We start from the raw sequence: 16997 nt of genomic DNA, 5'->3' as shown, positions 1-16997 counted from the left end.
ACCTTTTTTCACTCTTCCTATCTATCATATACAGTATAACGATACATTTAGAAACAACCCATGAATACAACCTTTATTTCCACCTTTCAGACGGCCTTGAAACGTCTGGCACTCATCAGCACCATTGCCGTCTTAGCAGCCTGCGCCGGCAACAATACCTCTTCCAACCGCGCCGTACCCGACGGCTACTACAAAGTCCGCCCCGGCGATACCCTGACCCAAATCGCCAAACGCTACGGACAAAACGTCAATACACTGGTTGCATGGAACAATCTTCCCAACGCCTCACAAATCGAAGTCGGCCAAGTATTGCGCGTCCGCCGTCATGTTGCCTCCCGCAATACTGCTACGCAGCAACGCCAAGCAACCGCCGTTACCCCGATCAATCGGTTAAGCTTGCAATGGCCGACCGATAACGCCTCATCCTCCATTATCCAACGCTACAACGGCACAACCAGCAAAGGCATAGATATTGCAGGCACACAAGGCCAACAAATCCGTTCTGCCGCAGCCGGTACCGTCATTTACGTTGGCGAAGAAGTCCGCGGCTACGGCAAGCTGATTTTAATCAGCCACAACGACTACACCATCACCGCCTATGCCCACAACGACACGCTTTTAGTACAAAAAGATCAAAAAGTCCAAGCAGGTCAAGTTATCGCCACCATGGGCAGCAGCGATACAGACAGCGTCAAGCTACATTTTGAAGTTCGTCTAAACGGCAAAGCAGTCGATCCCCTGCCTTATTTGACCAGAACAAATTAATGTCCCAATCAAAAGGCCGTCTGAAATACTGTTATTTCAGACGGCCTTTTGATTATCTTGCTATAACAGCCATTTCAACAAAATCTTTTCCTATTTAACTTATGTTGATTGAGTGTAAACGCCGTTATACAATAACAACTCTTTTTAACATTCCATTTCAGGTGTCCTACTATGTCTCCTAACCGTATCCTTGCAACCGCATTCTTGTTTGCATCTGCATTTGCCAGCGCAGATGTCCATATTGATGAAAGCATTCCTTACCGCGATAAAGAAGAAATCGATACCCGGTATTGTTTCCGAGTGTTTAGAAGTGGGCAGCATCATGTCCAAATCTTTGCAAGAAACTGCAGCCAAAAGCGATGTAACGGTTGTCCGTGACGGTAAAAAACAAGGTACATACGCAGACATCGCCATTACTTCCGCCATGAGCGCAGGCAATGCCTTTATCGGCCACGCCAAAGGGATGGCGGTTTCAGCCACTTTGTATGTTGACGGCAAACAAGTTAATAAAAAAACCTTTACCCGCAACTCTTCCGGCGGCATGTTTGGCGCTTATAAAAGCTCTTGCGCCGTCTTGAACCGCACTTCTAAAGTATTGGGTTCAGATATTGCCCAATGGGTGGTCCGCGAACAAAAAAATGCTCAAGACAAATAAAACCCCAATTTGATAAAGGCCGTCTGAAAAACCGTATTTCAGACGGCCTTTATATTTTCTATTTCTCTAGAAACAAAGAAATAAATTATCCATTAATCATTATCAGAAATAGAGAATTTTATTTCCAACGCGCTTGATTTTAGAATATCTACCCTCAATTATTAAAACTATAAGAATTTTGTATATGAGCAGTCAAAGGAATAACATGGCAGAAAAAAACTATTATGAAATACTGGGCGTTGCCAAAGATGCGGATGAGGCCGAAATCAAAAAAGCCTACCGAAAACTGGTGCGCAAATACCACCCCGATGTCAGCAAAGAACCTGACGCAGCCGAACGTACGGTAGAAATCAACCGTGCCTACGAAACGCTTTCCGACAAAGAAAAGCGGGCCGAATACGATGAAATGTTGGCTAATCCTTACGGACGCAGCGCTGGAGGCAATCCGTTCGGTCAAGGCGGCAATCCGTTTGGCAATGGATTTAACGGCGGCAGCTTCCGCTATGAACGTCATGAAGGCGAGCCGTTCGGAGCGGGAGATTTCAATTTTGAAGATCTTTTTTCATCATTCCGCCAATCCCACACTCGTTCCGAGCAACCCCGCGGCCCAATAAAAGGCGAGGATCAACATGCTGAATTGAGTATTGATATTTATGCAGCGTATGTTGGCGCAGAACGTAGCATGACTTTGAATGTGCCGACCCTAGACGAATACGGACGTGCGGTTTATCAAAATAAAACCCTCAACGTCAAAATCCCCAAAGGCATTGCAGAAGGCCAACAAATCCGTTTGGCCGGCCAAGGTTTGCCGGGATATAACGGCGGTGAAAACGGTGACTTGTACTTAAAAATCAAGTTCCACGACCAACCTGATTTATACGTCAAAAACAGGAAAGACGTATATCAAACAATAGATGTCAAACCTTGGGAAGCCGTATTGGGCGGCAAAATCATCGTCCCTACCGCTTCAGGCCGCTTACAGGTCAATCTGCCTGCCAACAGCCAAAGCGGTAAAAGCATCCGCCTCAAAGGCAAAGGTATTCCTGCAAAAGAAGCCGGAGACCTTTATCTCAATATCCGCATTAATGTTCCGCCAGTAGAGAGCGAAGCCGACCGTGCCGCATGGGAAAAATTGGCCGAACACTTTGCCGCGAAACAAGCATAAGAGAAAGGATAAATTATGATTCAGTCCTCCGATGTTACCCTTACTTTTGAAGAAATCGTTGCCGCCAGCCGCTGCCGTCGCGATTGGCTGTTGGAACTTATAGCAGAAGACATCATCAGCATTGATGGCACGCCCGAAAAAAGCACCTTCAGTGGTTTTCATCTTGCCCGCATCCGTCGCGCACAACGCTTAAGCCGTGATTTTGAAGCCGGCATTCCCGCATTAGGGCTGATTATGCGGCTGTTAGACGAGGTGGAAGAACTCAGAAAAATACAGCGTCCGCTGGTACTGCTCGAAGAAGAGTAAATATTAGCAAGTTGTTCGCTTAAATATTGATGACAAGACAAAGTTTTTGATTTTTATTGATATTCCATAATAAAAGGCCGTCTGAAAGTATTTTCAGACGGCCTTTTTTCATGCCTTCATTAACAACAGCGTCCGCCGTTGCTACCGCAACGGCGTTTGCGGCAGTAGTCTTGGAATTGCAGCTCGGTCATGACCGGCGCATTGGGATTATGTTTGCGCTGGCGGGCAACGTAGTTTTCATAATCTGGAACACCGGCCATCAAGTTTGCTGTCAACTTGATGGTTTTCCACCAAGATGCGAGCTTATGCTTCATGCTGAGCCTCCGGCTGCTTACCGTCGCGGTACACTGCTGGAATTTCTTTAGCAGTTGGCCAACCGACTTTGCGGGCTTTCATGGCGGTACGGAAACCGTACACGGCGACAATCACGACAACTGCCAAGAACAAAGCAGTCAGACCAGCATTGATTTGGTCGTTGAAGATGATTTGTGACATTTCGCCAATGTCTTTAGCTGGGGCAAGGACTTCGCCTGAAGCCAAGGCATCGCGGTATTTGCCTGCGTGAGCCAAGAAGCTGACGCGCGGATCGCTGTGGAACAGTTTTTGCAAACCGGCATAGCAGGTTACGAACAATACGCCGACAGCAGGAACCAAGGTTACCCAAATATAGCGGTCGCGTTTCATTTTCACCAATACAACGGTACACATAATCAACGCTACGCCTGCAAGCATTTGGTTGGCGATACCAAACAACGGCCAGAGCGAGTTAATACCGCCCAGAGGGTCGGTTACGCCGGTATAGAGGAAGTAACCCCACAATGCCACGGCAAAGAATGTGGCAACCAAGTTGGCAGGGATAGAGTCGGTGTTACCGAATGGTTTGTAGAAAATACTGCCCAAGTCTTGGATCATGAAACGGGCTACGCGCGTACCGGCGTCAACGGCAGTCAGGATGAACAAGGCTTCAAACAGCAGGGCAAAGTGATACCAGAACGCCATCATGGCTTCGCCAGGAATCAGACGGCTCATGATGTGCGCCATACCGACTGCGAGGGTTGGCGCGCCGCCTGCACGGGACAGAATGGTGTTTTCGCCCACTTCTTTAGCAGTATGCAACAAGGTTGCGGCATCAACAGGGAAATTCAGTTTAGTGGTAATGACTTCGGCAGCAGTGTTGGCATCTGTGCCAATCAGCGCAGCCGGGCTGTTCATCGCGAAGTACACGCCTGGCTCAAGCGAAGCGGCGGCAGCCAACGCCATAATGGCCACAAAGCTTTCCATAATCATGCCGCCGTAACCGATCATGCGGACGTGGGTTTCGTTTTCCACCATTTTTGGCGTAGTACCGGAAGAAATCAGCGCATGGAAGCCTGAAACCGCACCACAAGCAATGGTAATGAACAAGAATGGGAACAATGCACCGGAGAATACCGGGCCTGAACCATCGATAAAGTGGGTAACCGCAGGCATTTGCAGGGTTGGGTTAACAATAACGATACCCAAAGCCAAAGCTGCAATCGTACCGATTTTCAGGAAGGTAGACAGATAGTCGCGCGGGGTCAGCAAGAGCCAAACCGGCAATACGGAAGCCACGAAACCGTAAATCATAATCGCCCAAGTCAGCTGAATGCCGTCAAGGTCGAACCAGTGTCCGACGGAGCTGCGGGCAACATCTTCACCGTAAATTACGGCCAACATCAGCAAAATAAAGCCGACGATGGAAATCTCGCCGATTTTGCCCGGACGAATATAACGGGTGTAGATACCCATAAACAGGGCAATCGGCATGGTTGCGGCAATGGTAAACGTACCCCAAGGGCTGTGAACCAATGCTTTCACAACGATCAGCGCCAACACCGCCATAATGATGACCATAATCATCAAAATACCGATAGACGCAATCACGCCGGGAACGGTACCGAGTTCTTGTTTCACGATATCGCCCAAAGACTTACCGTCACGGCGCATGGAGACGAACAAGACCATCATATCCTGTACGGCACCGGCAAACACCACGCCGAAGATAATCCACAAAGTACCGGGCAGATAACCCATTTGCGCTGCCAATACAGGACCGACCAAAGGACCTGCGCCGGCAATCGCGGCAAAGTGGTGGCCGAACAGTACGCCTTTATGTGTGGGTACATAGTCCAAGCCGTCATTGTGGCGTTCTGCCGGAGTCAGACGGTTAGGATCAAGCTGCATCACACGGTTGGCAATGTAAAGACTGTAAAAACGGTAGGCAATACAGTATACCGAAATGGCGGCCGTAACCATCCAAATCGCACTGACCTGCTCGCCGCGACTGAGGGCCAAAGTGGTAAAGGAGGCCAGGCCGACCAAAACCACAATGCCCCAAATCAAAAATGATTTGAGCGATTTCATTGATTTATCCTTAAAACGTGATACACGAAAGCTTGTTTTAGCGACAAACTGCCTTCATGCACTTCAGAAAGACCAATCATTATAGTCTTTATGATTTCATGAGTGAAATGTCATTTCAACCCAAATTCGACTGAAAACAAAATGATTAGTTCGTTCGTAAGGTTAACACAAACAGACAATACACCCTTTAGTTTTTACTTTAAAACTAAATATTCCTTAACATATAGCAAACGAAAGGCCGTCTGAAAACCCAAAAATTCAGTTTTCAGACGGCCTGACAAACGGTCAATGCTATAATCCGACATTCCCATTTCTCTATATTGCCATACCATGCAAAACAACGATTCCGAAACCATGCGCCTCTCCAAACGCATGGCGCAATTAGGCTTATGCTCGCGCCGCGAGGCAGACAGTTATATTGAGCAAGGCTGGGTCAAAGTCAACGGCCAAACCGCCGTACTCGGTCAAAAAGTTACCGAGCGCGACCGCATCGACCTCAACAAACAAGCCCATGAAAAACAAGCCGCGCGCGTAACCATCCTGCTGAACAAACCTGTCGGCTACGTCAGCGCGCAGGCAGAAAAAGGCTATAAGTCCGCCGCCGAACTCATCACAGCCGACAACCATTGGGAAGGCGACGACAGCCGTATCCCTTTCAGCGAAAAGCACAAATTCGGCTTAGCTCCTGCTGGCCGCCTGGATATCGACTCCGTCGGATTATTGGTACTCACTCAGGACGGACGCATTGCCAAACAACTGATTGGTGAAAACAGCAGCAGCGAAAAAGAATACCTCGTCCGCGTCCGTGGCAAACTGGACGACAAAGGCCTCGCCCTACTCAACCACGGCTTGAGTTTGGACGGAGAAAAATTGCGCCCCGCCAAAGTCGAATGGCAAAACGAAGACCAGTTGCGCTTTATTTTGCGACAAGGCAAAAAACGACAAATCCGCCGCATGTGCGAACTGGTCGGCCTGCGCGTTGTCGGTTTGAAACGCATCCGCATGGGCAAAGTCAAACTCGGCAGACTGCCGCCGGGCAAATGGCGTTATTTACGCGCTGACGAATCGTTTTAATTGCAAATAACAGAAAGGCCGTCTGAAAACATATTTCAGACGGCCTTATCTTTTACTGCTTACTCAATATACGTAAACTTCGCACGTTTGATATTGCATAGGATTTCGTACGGAATCATACCGGCAACTTCGGAAACTTCATTAATATTAATCACATCGCCCCAAAGCTCGACTTCTGCGTCCAAGCCTTCTTTCGAGGCTTCCAGCTCAACCGTAATCATATCCATAGATACCCTGCCGATAATACGGCTGCGTTTGCCATCCACCGCTACAGGAGAATTAGTGGAAGCGCGACGCGGATAACCGTCGGCATAGCCGCAGGCAATCAAACCGACACGGGTAGATTTGCTGGTGTAGAACGTTGCGCCGTAGCCAATCGGAGAATGCGGCTGCAACACGCGCTCGCCGAAAACGCGAGAAGTCAGGCGCATAACAGGTTTCAAACGCTCATCCACATCGCCGAAAGGCGAAATACCATATAAGGCCAGACCGGCACGTCCCCAATCGCGCCGCGCTTCAGGCACGTTCAAAATCGCGGCGGAATTGGCCAAGCTCTCCTCACCTTCCAAACCCTCACACGCCAAATCAAACGCTTCAAGCTGCATTTCGGTCATGCCGTTTTCCGGCTCGTCCGCGCAGGCAAAATGGCTGAATTTCACAATGTTTTCAACCGATTCGGATTGTTTCAATGCCGTATAGGCGGCGGCATAGTTATGCGGAAAGAAACCGGCACGGTGCATACCAGAGTCCATTTTCAGCCATACGGTTGTCGGACGTTGCCACTCATGATGTGCAAACGCCTCCAGCTGCCATTGACTGCCGATTGCCGGCCACAAATCATAACGATCAACATCCGCATACTCTGCAGCCTCAAACACGCCTTCCAATAAAACAATCGGATTTTTAATGCCGTTTTGACGCAATTCCACGCCTTCATCTACCGTTGCCACCGCAAAGCCGTCGGCAATATCCGCCAACGCGTGTGCACATCTGACCGCGCCATGCCCGTAAGCATCGGCCTTAATCACAGCCAACAATTTATTGCCGTGCAACTCTTTGAGAAGACGATAATTTTGACGTAAATTATCCAAACGGATTTGCGCATTGAGCGGACGCATAATGTATTCCTCTTATCGGCATCCGTTTCAGACGGCCTGCCCTATTACTTTGAAGCGAATATTATAGGTCAAAAACCATACAGGATTCCATGAAATACACAAGATTAATATCTTCCTTCCGCCTTACCTTTAAGGATTTATGCTTCTTCTGAGCCTGTTTTAAGGTTATGATGTCATCCAAATTGAAAACGACAAGCATTAAAGCCATGAAAGAACTCGACAAAACCGACTTAAAAATTCTCAAGCTCCTGCAACAAAACGCACGCATCCCCATGACCGAATTGGCTGAAAAAGTCGGCCTATCTACCACGCCGGTAACCGAACGCGTCCGCCGCTTGGAACGCGACAACCTTATCACCGGCTATCACGCCCATCTGAATCCTCATGCCTTGGGTCAAAGCCTCTTGGTCTTTGTCGAACTGAAACTGCGTTCCAAATCCGGCAATATTTTTGAAGACTTCAAACGCGAAGTGCTGAAGATTCCGCAAATTTTAGAATGCCACTTGGTCTCCGGCGAATACGATTACCTTATCAAAGTCCGCCTGCCCAATATGTCCGCCTATCGCGATATGCTTGGCAATATCCTGCTGCAACTGCCGGCTGCATCCGAAAGCCGCAGTTATGTTGTCATGGAAGAAGTCAAAGAAGAAGTAGTATTAGATATCTAATTCTATTCAACAAACAAAGGCCGTCTGAAAGATTGCAACATTCAGACGGCCTTTATTTTAAAGGAGCAAAAAAAAATGCACACATCCGACAGAATGTGTGCCAAGTCTACAAAGGAGAAATAGAGGAGAAACTATTAACTGACTACTCGAACCAGCTAACGAAACGAATTATGCAACAAGATATTCAACCGCGCAAGCATTTTTCTTGTAAAGTTTCTTAATTATTCAATTAACAGATTTTAAATGTAATCATGTTTCAATGCAGATAAAAAAATGCGCATACCGTTTCGATATGCGCCAAGTCTACAAAGGAGAAATAGAGGAGAAAAATCAAGCTGCATCAAGCAACTCAACGGCGCGAATTATCCTAGCCTTCTACCCTCCTGTCAACTGTTTTCCTATCTATTTTCAAGTATTTTGCTAAAAAACAACAAAGGCGCTACTCCCCTCTTTTTCTTGCTATTTTCGCCCATATATAAAAAAAATTTAGGGCCGTCTGAAACATATATTGCCACTAAAGATAAACGGCTCCATACTCACACATTCATAGTCCATATCAACCCGACCCAAAGACCATGACCACCCCACTCTCCCTTGCCGTTGTCGGCCATACCAACACAGGCAAAACCTCGCTCTTACGTACGCTTTTGCGCGACAGCACCTTCGGTGAAGTGAAAAACGCGCCATCCACCACGCGCCATGTCGAAGAGGCCCTTATCAACGACGGCGACGACAGCTTGGTTTACCTCTACGATACACCCGGCCTTGAAGATGCAGGCGGCGTGTTGGACTGGCTGGAAACCCACACATCCGCACGCGATGACGGTATCGAACGCATCCAGCAATTCCTCAGCAGTCATGAGGCGCATCACGAGTTCAACCAAGAGGCCAAAGTGCTGCGCCAAGTCATGCAAAGCGATATGGCCATGTACGTCATCGATGCGCGGGAACCCGTCCTCGACAAATACAAAGACGAGCTGACCATTTTGTCTTGGTGCGCCAAGCCCATCATGCCCGTGTTCAACTTTACCCAAAATCAAGACCTGACCGCTTGGACCAATATGCTCGCCCGCAGAAACCTGCATGTTTACGCCGGTTTCGATACCGTTGCCTTCGACTTTGAAGGCGAAATCCGATTGTGGGACAACCTCGCCACCATGTTACCTAAGCGCGACATCCTCGACCGCCTCATCAATATGCGCCGTCGCGAGTGGCAACGGCTGGATACGGAAGCGCGCCGTGAAATTGCCGATTTTCTGCTGGATGCCGCCGCATTCACCCAAGAAATTGCCGAAAACGACGACCCGGCCCCGACTTTGGAAGTCATGCAATCGGAAATCCGTCAACTTGAGCGGCAAATGCAACAACGCCTGTTCACACTTTACCGCTTCTATCACGACGAAGTCGGCAGCGACAGCACATGGATGCCCAAAGCCTTCAAACAAGATCCGTTTGACAGCGAATTGCTCAAACATTACGGCATCCGTACCGGTACCGGCGCAACCGCAGGCGCACTCATCGGCTTAGGCTTGGATATTGCCACGCTTGGCGGATCGCTTGGTTTGGGCACAGCCATCGGCGGACTGTTGGGCGGCATTTTGCCCAATGCCCAAGACATCACCGACAAAATCAACGGCCGACAAACCCTGCATACTGATCCTGAGACCCTTACCCTGCTCGCCGCACGCGCACTGGACTTGTTGCACGTCTTGCAAACACGAGGCCATGCGGCTCAATCTCATATTGAACTAAAAGAACGCAAAGCGCCATGGAATGCGGCCAAATTGCCAAGCGAACTCAATAAAGCACGCAGCAACCGCAAATGGTCTTCGCTCAACACACACCAGCCCGAAGCCAGCCGTAACGAACGCGCAGCCTATGTCGCCACTTTAAGCAAGAAATTAAAAGCTTAGAATTGCCGCATAACAAAAAGGCCGTCTGAAACCCAAATGTTTCAGACGGCCTTTTAATCTTAGCAGGCAAATACTTATTCAGCAGCTTTGGTTTCTCGTTTCAAACCGCCGCCAAGTGCTTTATACAAGTCGGCAAGGTTTTCCAAACGGGTCAGCTGATTAGCCAAAAGAGCAGTTTCTGCGCTGTAACTGCTGCGCTCGGCATCCAGTAAATCCAATGCGCTGGATACGCCATGTTTGTAGCGCAGGCTGATGAGGCGCAGGCTGTCGTTGTAGGCACGGCTTTGTTTGCTCAAAGCGGCATAGCTTTTATCCAACTGTTCACGCGCAACCAAAGCATTAGAAACGTCTTTAAATGCGGATTGAACAGCAGCTTCATAAGCAACGATTTGTGCCTGTTGGCGCAGTTTGGCTACGTCAAGATTGGCTTTGTTTGTGCCCCAGTCAAAGATAGGCAATGTGATGGACGGTGCAAAAGCCCAAATACCTGTGCCGCTCTTAAACAGGCCGCTCAACTCGCCGGAAGCGGTACCAACCGAACCGGTCAGGCTGATGCGTGGGAAAAACGCCGCACGTGCCGCACCGATATTGGCATTGGCTTGTTTGAGCGCGTGTTCGGCCGCACGGATATCCGGACGGTTGAGCAACACGTCCGAACTCAAACCGGCAGGCAGTTTGGTCAATTTGAACTGCTTGCTCAAAGGCAAACCGGCAGGCAAATCTTCGGGCAAAGGTTGATTAATCAACATAGCCAAGGAATTGCGCGCTTGCTCGCGGTTTTTTACCGCGGATGCGTAATCGGCTTTGGCTGATTCAATCAATGCTTCCTGTTGGCGCAAATCAACGGCGGAAATCACACCGGCCTTATGGCGTAATTGTGAAAGCTTGTAAGTCGCTTCACGGGTTTGCAATACGCGTTGTGCCAATGCCATGGTTTCTTCAGCGTAGCGTTCGTTAAAGTAGGCTTTGGCAACGGTAGAAATCAAGGTCAGATGGGCGGCATCGCGGTTGGCGGCCACATTGAAATAACCTTGCAACGCGGCTTCGCTAGTACTGCGGACACGGCCGAAAAGGTCAAGTTCATAAGAGGCTGCGCCCAAACCCACGCTGTATTGGCTGCTGACGCTGCCGCCGCTCAAGCTGCCTTGACGCGAACCTGTACCGCTGGCATTGACGGTTGGCAACAAGTTATTACGCGCAATCATATATTGCTTGCGGTAGATTTCCGCATTCAGTGCGGCTGTACGCAAATCGGTATTGCGTTCCAATGCGATGTCGATCAAGCGGTGAAGGCGCGGATCGGCAAAGTAGTCTTGCCAACCCAATTCAGCGGCGCGGATACCGTCGTCAACAGTGTCGTATTTAAACGTATCGGCAACGGCAACTTGAGGCTGCTCATATTTCGGCATCATGGTACAGGCCGACAAAGCCACAGCTGCGGCAACGGCGGTCAGTACAGGTTTGAATGTAATCTTCTTCATTTTAGAATCCTTTAGCATTTTGAGGCCGTCTGAAAATTTTCAGACGGCCTTTGCTTTAGTGCTTGTCTGAATCGTGTTTACCGTCTTCAATCATGCCGGCTTCAGCGGCGTGTTTGGCGGCCATCTCATGCTCGTGTGCGGTTTCTTTAAAGAATTTGCGCACAACCACATAGAACAAAGGCACAAGGAACACAGACAGAATCGTACCGATCAACATACCCCAGACCACGGTCGTACCAATCGCACGTTGGCTGGCGGAGCTGGCACCGCTGGCAACATAAAGCGGTACCACGCCCAAGATGAAGGCGAACGAGGTCATGATAATCGGACGGAAACGCAAGTGTGCGGCGGCAAGCGCAGCTTCAAGCGCGCTCTTGCCTTGCGCTTGCAGGTCTTTGGCAAACTCGATAATCAAAATCGCGTTTTTCGCACTCAAACCCATCACCGTAACGAAACCGACTTGGAAGTAGATATCGTTGGCGTATGCTGGAATACTGCCCAGCAGCGCTTCAAACATGTTACGACCGGTCACGCCCAATGCCGCGCCAATCAAGCCCAACGGAATCACAAGGATAACCGCCAACGGGATAGACCAGCTTTCGTACAAAGCAGCCAATACCAAGAATACAGCGGCAGCGGCCAATGCGTACAACACGACAGTTTGCGAGCCGCCTTTGGCCTCTTCACGAGACTGACCGCCCCACTCCAGACTGTAACCGCCGCCCATTTCATCAACCATTTGCTGTACCGCAGCCATTGCTTGGCCGGAAGATACGCCGCTGATAGGCGAGCCGGAGATCTCCATAGCGGGATAGCCATTGAAGCGGACGCTTTGTTCCATACCATTTTCCCAAGAAACAGTAGCAATGGTAGAAAGCGGTACGGCAACACCGGATTTGTTCGGCACAGTCAGGTTCAGAATATCGGCAGGCTGCATACGGGCACTCGCATCAGCTTGTACCATTACGCGTTGCAGACGGCCTTGATTCGGGAAGTCGTTGACATAAGACGAACCCAAAGAAGAAGCCAAGGCAGTACGGATATCAGAGAACGAAATACCTTGTGCGGCTGCTGCGGCACGGTTGATGTCGATTTTCAACTGCGGCGCATCTTCCAAACCGCTCGCACGAACGGTACTTGGGTTAAACAAACCGCTTTTACGCATTTTGTCAATCAACTCATTGCGCTTGGCCAACAATGCAGCATGGCCGCTGTTGTTACGGTCTTGCAGGTAAATCGTCAAGCCGGAGCCTGTACCCAATTCCATAATGGCAGGAGGCACAATCGCCAAACCGAAACCGTCTTTCAGCGTAGTCATCATCATACCGGTCAACTTACCGGAAATAGAAGTCGCATCGCTGCCCGGAGCAGTACGTTCGCTCCAGTCTTTCAGAATGACAAAGCCCAAAGCCATGTTTTGGCCGGAACCGCTAAAACTAAAGCCGGAAACGGTAATAATGTTCTCGATCTCAGGTACAGATTTCGCCAGTTGGGTGATTTGAGCCAAAGTTGCATCGGTACGCTCTTTGGTCGCGCCGGCAGGCAGCTGTACGCTCAACATCAAGTTACCTTGGTCTTCAGTCGGCAAGAAGGAAGTCGGCAGACGCATAAACAGGAATACGCCCACAACAGTCAAACCGATATAGACAACCATCATGCGCAAAGTCTTGCGCAAGACTTTGGCTACCCAGCCTTCGTAGCCGTGTGTCCAGTTGTCGAATTTCTTGTTAAACCAACCGAAGAAACCTTTTTTCTCTTCGTGATGACCATTCTGAATCGGCTTGAGCATGGTGGCACACAATGCCGGAGTCAGCGTCAAAGCAAGGAATGCGGAGAAGCCGATCGATGCCACCATGGTCAGGGCAAACTGTTTGTAAATGTTACCGGTTGCACCGCTAAACATTGCCAGCGGCACAAATACGGACATCAACACGGCAGTAATACCGATCACCGCGCCGGAAATCTGACTCATCGCTTTTTTGGTTGCAGCCTTAGGCGGCAGACCTTCGCTCGCCATAATACGCTCAACGTTTTCAACGACCACAATCGCATCATCGACCACAATACCAATTACCAATACCATCGCAAACATGGTCAATACGTTAATCGACATACCCATATATGAGATAAAGGCAAAACCGCCCAACAGGGAAATCGGCACGATAATAGTCGGAATCAGCGTATAGCGGATATTTTGCAGGAAGAGATAAATCACCAAGAATACCAATACGATGGCTTCCAAAAGCGTATGGATCACTTTCTCAATCGAAATTTCCACAAATTTGGAAGTATCGTAAGGAATTTTCCAGCTCATGCCGTCTGGAAAATACTTCTGCAAAACCGCCATTTTTTCTTTCACGGCAGTCGCCGTTGCCAAAGCGTTACCGCTGTTAGACAACATCACTGCCATACCGGTGGTATTCACGCCGTTCAAACGTGTGGAAGTAGAATAGTCCTGCATACCCAAGCTGACTTTGGCAACATCTTTCAGATAGACATTAGAACCATCGGTATTGGATACCAGAATGATATTGCCAAACTCTTCAGCAGTGCTCAGCTGACCTTGCGCCGTCACAGTTGCTGAAATAGTCTGACCTGCAGCCGCCGGCAAAGAACCGATAGAGCCTGCAGAAATTTGGATATTTTGAGTAGCCAGTGCGTTAGTTACCGTTGCAAAAGACAGGTTGTAGTTTTGCAGTTTTTTCGGGTCAACCCAAATACGCATGGCGCGTTGCGCACCAAACAATTGTACCTGCCCTACCCCGTCAATACGCTGCAGTTCAGGAATGATATTGCGCTGGGCGTAATCGTTCATTTCCTCAATGGATTGCTTTTCAGAAGAAAGCATGACCACTTGCAAGAAGTTGGAACGCGCTTTAGATACGGTTACACCATATTGCTGTACGGTAGACGGCAATGTGGACAACACTTCCGACAATTTGTTCTGCACGTCTACCTGCGCCAAATCTTCATTGGTTTCCGGTGTAAACGTCAGACTGACGCTGCCGCTGCCACTGGAATTGGCAGAAGTCGTCATATAGTCCAAACCTTCCACACCGTACATATTACGTTCGATAACGGCCAGTACGCTGTCTTCCATTACCTGAGCCGAAGCGCCCGGATAAGTAGCGCGCAAAGTAATAGTCGGTGCAGCAACGGACGGATATTGGGAAATCGGCAGTTTTTGAATGCCGAAAATACCCGCTGCGATGATAAAAATCGCAATAACCCATGCAAAGATGGGGCGGTCAATAAAAAACTTAGACATTCACGCGTTCCTTATTTGGCTTCAGATGCAGCTTTAGCTTCAGGCTTGGCCTCGGATGCAGCTTGGCCGTCTGAAACTGCCGGTGTTGCTGCCGCAGCGCTTGCAGGCGGCGTCCATTCTTTCGGCGTTACCTGTTTAGCACCCGACATAGCGGCAATGCTGATGCCTTCAACAATCACTTTGTCGCCGTCTTTAAGGCCGTCTGTAATAACCCAATTGCTACCTTGCTGTTGGGCAACGGTCACGACACGCGCTTCCATTTCGCTCTTGTCATTCACTACCATCACAGTATCTTGCGAACCGCGGGTAACTGCTTGTTGCGGCACTACAAATGCATTATCTACTGCCACTTGCTCCATCAACACGCGCACATACAAGCCCGGCATCAAGATATTTCTGTCGTTAGGAATGGCGGCGCGCAAGGTAATTTGACCGGTTGTTTCGTTGACAGTCGGATCTGCAAACAGCAGACGGCCTTTTTCAGGGTAAACGGTACCGTCGTCAAATTTGATATCCACTGCAATCGCGCCGTTTGCCGCCAACAATTTGCCTTCGGCAACCTGTTGACGCAGTTTCATGACCTCACTCGCAGACTGGGTAACGTTGACATACATCGGATTGGTTTGTTGGATAGTGGCCAAAACAGTAGTATCACCGGAATTCAACAGCGTACCTTCAGAAACTTTAGATTGACCGATAAAGCCGGAAATCGGCGCAGTAATGCGGGAGCGGTTCAGGCTGATACCGGCAGATTTGATGGCTGCTTGTGCAGATTTGACGCTTGCCTCTGCTGAACGCTTGGCGGTTACGGCCGCATCGTATTCTTGTTGGCTGATGGCATCGGCGGCAACCAGCGGTTTGTAGCGGGCCAAGTCGGCATTCGCTTTAGCCAAAGTCGCTTGCGCACTCGCCAACTGGGCGCGTGCGCTTTCTAAGTTTGCTTCATAAGATGAGCTGTCGATTTGGTACAAAGGCTGACCGGCTTGCACATAGCTGCCTTCTTGGAACAGGCGTTTTTGCAAAATACCGCCGACTTGGGCGCGAACTTCGGCAGTACGCAACGATTCCAGACGGCCCGGCAACTCGGTTGTCAATGCAACGGTTTCCGGATGCACGGTAACCACGCGGACTTCAGGCGCAGGTTGATTTTGCTGTTGCTGACTGCCTTGCGCCTGTTGGCCGGCTGCCTTCTCATCGCCTTTGCCGCAAGCAGAAAGCGCCAATGCAGTAGCCGCCGCAATCGCCGCGACACGCATCATTTTAGAAGCATAAAGAGCCATAATTTTCCTATCTCTATGATAAATAAGGGTTTGACTAATTAAAAATTGATTACTTTAATCTCATATTTCGCAAACAGAAATTGCCTGCTTTTATGAAAAACAGGCTGATTATATAGTGTTGAGAAACACTATCAAGTATTGAATTAAATTATACATGCATTCTTGCATGTTCAGAAGTAATTTTTTATAATCCGAACCATAAATTTACATTTCCTACAAAACAACTATGAGAAGAACCAAAACCGAAGCCTTAAAAACCAAAGAATATCTCATTCTTGCCGCATTGGATACGTTTTATCAGAAAGGCATTGCCCGCACCTCGCTTAACGAAATCGCCCAAGCCGCAGGCGTAACGCGCGGCGCGCTGTATTGGCATTTCAAAAACAAAGAAGATTTGTTTGACGCCTTGTTCCAACGGATTTGCGACGACATCGAAAGCTGCATAAAAGAAGACTCGAACAATAATAACGAACAGGCTTGGTCAAGCTTCCGACTGACCCTGACCCGTTTTTTCGAGCGACTGCAACACAACGAGCTTCACTATAAATTCCACAGCATTTTGTTTTTAAAATGCGAACACACCGAGCAAAACGAGGCGGTCATTGCCATCGCTAAAAAACACCAATCGCTATGGCGTGAAAAAATCGTTGCCGTCCTGACTGATGCGGTACAACAAAAAGCGTTGGCGGATAATTTGGATATCGATATGGCAGTCATCTTCATCAAGTCTTCATTAGACGGCTTGATTTGGCGCTGGCTTTCTTCAGGTCAAGGCTTCGATTTGGCGCAAACTGCCCCACGCATGATTGAAATCATCATTGATACATTGGAAAACCATCCGCAATTAAGAAAACAATCATAAACATCAAAAATAAAAGGCCGTCTGAAACATTAAAAGTTTCAGACGGCCTTTTGGTTC

Annotated in this window: 14 protein-coding genes; 8 read left to right on the top strand and 6 right to left on the bottom strand. The window is 48.9% G+C overall.

From position 1 onward, the window contains the following. Window positions 1-60 precede the first annotated feature (60 nt). From KCG54_RS03435 to KCG54_RS03420, 4 genes are all read left to right on the top strand, one after another. On the top strand, window positions 61-765 hold the full coding sequence (locus KCG54_RS03435; RefSeq protein ID WP_036491300.1) for a peptidoglycan DD-metalloendopeptidase family protein: 705 nt from the start codon (window positions 61-63) through the stop codon (window positions 763-765). Between the two features lie 322 nt (window positions 766-1087). Next, window positions 1088-1420: a hypothetical protein gene (locus KCG54_RS03430; RefSeq protein ID WP_254324659.1), complete on the top strand. Its 333-nt coding sequence runs from the start codon at window positions 1088-1090 to the stop codon at window positions 1418-1420. A 205-nt stretch (window positions 1421-1625) separates the two neighbouring features. Continuing rightward, the gene (locus KCG54_RS03425) at window positions 1626-2585 is read left to right on the top strand and encodes a DnaJ C-terminal domain-containing protein (RefSeq protein WP_036491296.1); all 960 of its coding nucleotides are present in this window, start codon (window positions 1626-1628) and stop codon (window positions 2583-2585) included. A gap of 15 nt (window positions 2586-2600) precedes the next feature. Further along, entirely contained in the window at window positions 2601-2891 is a 291-nt protein-coding gene (locus KCG54_RS03420; RefSeq protein ID WP_128581177.1) for a chaperone modulator CbpM, read from the top strand. 119 nt (window positions 2892-3010) lie between these two features. On the opposite strand, the gene KCG54_RS03415 is transcribed toward KCG54_RS03420, so the two are convergent. Both KCG54_RS03415 and KCG54_RS03410 read right to left on the bottom strand, forming a co-directional pair. After that, window positions 3011-3205, bottom strand: coding sequence for a YbdD/YjiX family protein (locus KCG54_RS03415; protein WP_049343946.1), 195 nt, complete (start codon window positions 3203-3205; stop codon window positions 3011-3013). Beyond that, the gene (locus KCG54_RS03410; protein WP_254324658.1) at window positions 3195-5276 is read right to left on the bottom strand and encodes a carbon starvation CstA family protein; all 2082 of its coding nucleotides are present in this window, start codon (window positions 5274-5276) and stop codon (window positions 3195-3197) included. Before KCG54_RS03410 ends, KCG54_RS03415 begins: the two co-directional genes overlap by 11 nt. 330 nt (window positions 5277-5606) lie before the next feature. On the opposite strand from KCG54_RS03410, the gene KCG54_RS03405 reads away from it, so the two are divergent. Next, on the top strand, window positions 5607-6350 hold the full coding sequence (locus KCG54_RS03405) for a pseudouridine synthase (protein WP_036493902.1): 744 nt from the start codon (window positions 5607-5609) through the stop codon (window positions 6348-6350). Window positions 6351-6409: 59 nt separating this feature from the next. On the opposite strand, the gene alr is transcribed toward KCG54_RS03405, so the two are convergent. Continuing rightward, window positions 6410-7468 (bottom strand): alanine racemase, encoded by a 1059-nt coding sequence (gene alr, locus KCG54_RS03400; protein ID WP_254324657.1) that lies wholly within the window; start codon window positions 7466-7468, stop codon window positions 6410-6412. A gap of 206 nt (window positions 7469-7674) precedes the next feature. On the opposite strand from alr, the gene KCG54_RS03395 reads away from it, so the two are divergent. Continuing rightward, window positions 7675-8136, top strand: coding sequence for a winged helix-turn-helix transcriptional regulator (locus tag KCG54_RS03395; protein WP_079453694.1), 462 nt, complete (start codon window positions 7675-7677; stop codon window positions 8134-8136). A 575-nt stretch (window positions 8137-8711) separates the two neighbouring features. After that, on the top strand, window positions 8712-10049 hold the full coding sequence (locus KCG54_RS03390; RefSeq protein WP_254324656.1) for a GTPase/DUF3482 domain-containing protein: 1338 nt from the start codon (window positions 8712-8714) through the stop codon (window positions 10047-10049). Between the two features lie 74 nt (window positions 10050-10123). On the opposite strand, the gene KCG54_RS03385 is transcribed toward KCG54_RS03390, so the two are convergent. The 3 genes from KCG54_RS03385 to KCG54_RS03375 are packed head-to-tail and all read right to left on the bottom strand — an operon-like array spanning window position 10124 to window position 16078. Then, window positions 10124-11530 carry an efflux transporter outer membrane subunit gene (locus tag KCG54_RS03385; RefSeq protein WP_141759934.1) on the bottom strand — a complete coding sequence of 469 codons (1407 nt, stop codon included), beginning with the start codon at window positions 11528-11530 and terminating at the stop codon, window positions 10124-10126. 55 nt (window positions 11531-11585) lie between these two features. Then, window positions 11586-14798 carry an efflux RND transporter permease subunit gene (locus tag KCG54_RS03380; RefSeq protein ID WP_254324655.1) on the bottom strand — a complete coding sequence of 1071 codons (3213 nt, stop codon included), beginning with the start codon at window positions 14796-14798 and terminating at the stop codon, window positions 11586-11588. Window positions 14799-14809: 11 nt separating this feature from the next. Beyond that, the gene (locus KCG54_RS03375) at window positions 14810-16078 is read right to left on the bottom strand and encodes an efflux RND transporter periplasmic adaptor subunit (protein WP_254324654.1); all 1269 of its coding nucleotides are present in this window, start codon (window positions 16076-16078) and stop codon (window positions 14810-14812) included. A 226-nt stretch (window positions 16079-16304) separates the two neighbouring features. Between KCG54_RS03375 and KCG54_RS03370 the strand changes: the two genes are divergently transcribed. Further along, on the top strand, window positions 16305-16940 hold the full coding sequence (locus tag KCG54_RS03370) for a TetR family transcriptional regulator (RefSeq protein ID WP_254324653.1): 636 nt from the start codon (window positions 16305-16307) through the stop codon (window positions 16938-16940). The last annotated feature ends 57 nt before the right edge of the window (window positions 16941-16997 follow it).

This window comes from Neisseria subflava (assembly GCF_024205705.1).
Taxonomy (GTDB): domain Bacteria; phylum Pseudomonadota; class Gammaproteobacteria; order Burkholderiales; family Neisseriaceae; genus Neisseria; species Neisseria subflava_D.
The sequence above is the reverse complement of the archived record's forward strand: the minus strand, read 5'-3'. Positions and strand labels throughout refer to the sequence as shown.